The organism is Patescibacteria group bacterium, from assembly GCA_034660655.1.
In the GTDB taxonomy this organism is placed as follows: domain Bacteria; phylum Patescibacteriota; class Patescibacteriia; order JAACEG01; family JAACEG01; genus JAACEG01.
The window spans coordinates 40,024-43,646 of the sequence record JAYEJU010000022.1; the positions used below are offsets into that span (position 1 = coordinate 40,024).

The 3,623-nt window shown below is 30.9% G+C and carries 4 protein-coding genes; 3 read left to right on the plus strand and 1 reads right to left on the minus strand.

Annotated elements, in window-relative coordinates:
- Positions 1–1,240, minus strand: a 1,240-nt coding sequence (nusA, locus tag U9O55_01755; protein ID MEA2088547.1) for a transcription termination factor NusA, incomplete at its 3' end; no start/stop codon positions are given.
- Positions 1,241–1,490: 250 nt separating this feature from the next.
- Between nusA and U9O55_01760 the strand changes: the two genes are divergently transcribed.
- The 3 genes from U9O55_01760 to U9O55_01770 all read left to right on the plus strand — a co-directional run bounded on the left by U9O55_01760 (position 1,491) and on the right by U9O55_01770 (position 3,620).
- Positions 1,491–2,600, plus strand: coding sequence for a putative peptidoglycan glycosyltransferase FtsW (locus U9O55_01760; GenBank protein ID MEA2088548.1), 1,110 nt, complete (start codon positions 1,491–1,493; stop codon positions 2,598–2,600).
- 94 nt (positions 2,601–2,694) lie between these two features.
- Positions 2,695–3,249 (plus strand): methyltransferase domain-containing protein, encoded by a 555-nt coding sequence (locus U9O55_01765; GenBank protein ID MEA2088549.1) that lies wholly within the window; start codon positions 2,695–2,697, stop codon positions 3,247–3,249.
- Between the two features lie 2 nt (positions 3,250–3,251).
- Positions 3,252–3,620 (plus strand): YraN family protein, encoded by a 369-nt coding sequence (locus U9O55_01770; protein ID MEA2088550.1) that lies wholly within the window; start codon positions 3,252–3,254, stop codon positions 3,618–3,620.
- The last annotated feature ends 3 nt before the right edge of the window (positions 3,621–3,623 follow it).

Here is a 3,623-nt window from a genome sequence, read left to right on the forward strand (position 1 = left end):
TTTCTTCTTTATCTTTTTTTTCATCTTTGTCTTTGGCTTTTGAGCTTTCTTCTTTTTTCTTTTTTGGCTTTTTATCATCTTTTTCTTTTTCTTTCATTTCTTCTATATCAATTTTCCATTCTGTTAATTTTGCCGCAAGCCTTACATTCTGTCCGCCCTTGCCAATGGCCAAAGAAAGCTGGTCTGCTTTTACTTTAGCAATAGCCGAATGATTTTTTTCATCAATTTTTAACGCCAATATTTTAGCTGGCGAAAGTGAGTTCATTATAAATTTTTCTATATTCTTGTCATATTCAATAATGTCAATTTTTTCTCCGTTTAATTCATTAATAATTGTTTGAATGCGATTTCCCCGTTGTCCAATACAGGATCCAATAGGATCTACTGAATCATCATTGCTAATCACAGCTACTTTCGCGCGCTCTCCAGCCTCTCTTGCTATTTTTTTTATTTCCACTGTTTTGCTGGATATTTCCGGAATTTCCAAAATAAATAGTTCTTTAATGATTTCTTCGCTACGTCGCGAGAGTATAATTTCAGGACCTCTGATTGTCTGGTTAACAGCGACTATAAAAAATTTCATTTGGTTGCCAACTTCATATCGTTCATTTTTTATTTGATATTCAGGCTGTAATATAGCTGTTGCTTTATCAACAGTCACAAAAACGCACCTGTAATCATAGCGTTGTATAACACCGCTAACAACTTTATTTTCTTTCTCTTTGATATTGTCATATATAGTATCGCGTTCTGCTTCTCGCAATTTTTGAATAATAACCTGCTTTGCTGTTTGAGCCGCCATTCGTCCATATTCATCAGGAGTTTCTAATTTAGTGATTATTTGATCTCCAATTTTATAAGTTTTTTTGATTTCTTTTGCTTCACTTAATTGAATTTCTGTTTTAGGGTTGAATTTTTTGATTTCTTCTTCATCTATATTTTTTTCTTCTTTCTCATCTTTATTTTTTTTATCATTTTCTAATGCTTCTTTTTTGTTTTCTTCCTCTTCATTCTCTTCAATTTCAGGGATATCTTCAACAACTGTTTTTACGTCGTATAATTTAGTATTGCCTCCGCTATGGTCAAAATCTACTTTAATATTTTGTAATTTGTTGCCATAATCCTTGCGGTAAGCCGCTGCTAAAGCTGATTCTATTGTTTCCATAACCTGTTTTTCAGAAATTCCTTTTTCTTCACAAATTTGTTTTAAAGCTAATAAAAATTGTTTTTGATCTAACATAAATATAATGCGAATGCCGCGAATTATAATGCGAATGCCGCAAATTTTTTATTAACGTCATTTACATTTATTCGCGCATTTGTGTTATCTTTTTTTAGTAAAAATAATGAGCAGCCCTCAAGCTACTCATAAATCTATAATTTATTATACAAAAAATATATTTTGCTGTCAATAAAATTTATGGTTTATTTTGTTTTTGTTATTTCTTTTTGCTATAATAAACACAGTTTTAAATTGTTTAACCTTTTTTATGATGTCAAGAAAGATACATTCACCAGATTATTTTTTTCTTTTAGCTATAGGAATTTTAGTTTTTGTCGGCTGGGGTTTTTTAGTTTCAGCCAGTTCTGTTGTTTCTTTAAAAAATTATAATGACAGCTATTTTATAGCTAAACAGCAAATCACGCACGGAATTTTGCCTGGTATTATTTTGTTTTATCTTGCTTTTAAAATCGGTTTTGAAAGATTAAAGAAATTTGCCCCTGTTCTTATGTTTCTTTCTTTGTTTTTATTAGTTTTAGTTTTAATTCCATCAATCGGATTAAGCCATGGCTTATCAAGAAGTTGGATAAAGCTCGGAAGCATTTCTTTTCAGCCAGCTGAAATAATGAAGCTGTCTTTTATTATTTATCTGGCTATTTGGTTTTCAAGACGCAAAGAAAAAAATATAAAAGATCTTCATAAAGGGTTTTTTCCATTTGTTTTTTTAACAGCGATAGTTCTTATTTTAATTATGCTTCAGCCGGATTTAGGCACGGCAATAATAATCGGTCTTTCAGCTTTTTCTATTTATTTTTTAGCTGGAGCTAAAAAAAGCCATTTAGCTTGGATAGTCGCTGGCGGAATCGCGCTGTCTTCTATTTTTTTAAAATTCGCGCCAAATTATCAAAAAGACCGCTTGCTGTCATTTTTAAATCCGCAATTTGATATTCAAGGAATTAGTTATCATATTAACCAAGCTTTTTTAGCTATTGGATCTGGAGGCTGGTTTGGAATTGGATTTGGGCAATCAAAACAAAAATTTTTGTATTTGCCGGAAGTTATCGGTGATTCAATTTTTGCCATTATTGCCGAAGAAATAGGATTTCTATTTTTAATTCTGTTTATGTCTTTATTTTTGTTTATTATTTTTCGCGGTTTTCAGATTGCGAAACAATCCAATGATGATTTTTCTCGCTTAGTTGTTCTTGGGATAATAAGCTGGTTTGCGATTCAAGAATTTGTTAACATCGGCGCTATGGTCGGGCTGTTGCCATTAACAGGAGTTACTTTGCCGTTAGTCAGTTACGGCGGATCATCAATGGCTGTTTTTTTAGCGTCTATGGGGATTATTGGAGACATTAGCAGATACACGAAATAAATTACATATAGTTTTTTAATTATTTTTTATTCACTTGATTTTATTTTTATGTTATAATAAAAATAATTTAATTTACAATCATTAATTTTATTTTATGGAAAATTCATTTTCTAACGGAAGCAAATTATTAAATGCTGAAGGAATTTTGGAAAAAGCTGGGATTGAGGAGGGGATGATTGTTGCTGACTTAGGATGCGGGGCTAACGGTTATTTTTGTTTTCCAGCTTCTCATTTTGTTGGAGACAGAGGATTAGTTTACGCTGTTGATATTAGAAAAACAGCGCTTGACAACATAAAATCCATGGTTGATTTTGAAAGCGTTAATAATATAAAAACAGTTTGGGCAAACCTGGAAATATATGGATTAACAAAAATAAATTCTAACTTTCTCGATTTGGGCTTGCTGATTAATGTTTTGTTTCAGTCAAATCAAAAATTTAATATTTTGAAAGAGACTGCGCGTTTAATAAAAAATAAAGGGAAAATTGTTATTGTTGATTGGAAAAAAAGTAATATTGCGCTAGGTCCAGCAGTTGATTTAAGAGTAGATAAAGGCGATGTGCAAGCAATATTTCATAGTTTGAACATAGAGCAGGTTGATGAATTTGATGCCGGGAAATATCATTTTGGAATGATTTTTCAGAAATAGATATGTTAAATAAAAATCAACGGTTTGGGAACTGGGGGGAAGAGACAGCCAAAAAATATCTTGTTAAAAACGGTTATAAAATTTTAGAAACAAATTACAAAAATTATTTTGGAGAGATTGATATAGTTGCCAAGTTAAAATATAAAGTTATTTTTATTGAAGTAAAAACGAGAAGTAGCAGAAGGTTTGGCGCCCCAGAAGAATCAGTGAATTTTGCCAAGCAAAAAAAGCTGATTAAGGCAAGCGAAAAATATATTCTTGAAAATAAATTAAGTAATGAATATCAAATAGATGTTATCACTGTTGAAAAAGAATATGGAGCTGATAAAGCAAAATTAAAACATTTTAAAAACGCCGTAAAATATTTTTAAAAT

Excerpts from the sequence above, each read along its gene's own strand:
- U9O55_01765 (MEA2088549.1), top strand. The coding sequence starts at position 2,695 with ATGGAAAATTCATTTTCTAACGGAAGCAAATTATTAAATGCTGAAGGA.
- U9O55_01760 (MEA2088548.1), top strand. The coding sequence starts at position 1,491 with ATGATGTCAAGAAAGATACATTCACCAGATTATTTTTTTCTTTTAGCT.
- U9O55_01770 (MEA2088550.1), top strand. The coding sequence starts at position 3,252 with ATGTTAAATAAAAATCAACGGTTTGGGAACTGGGGGGAAGAGACAGCC.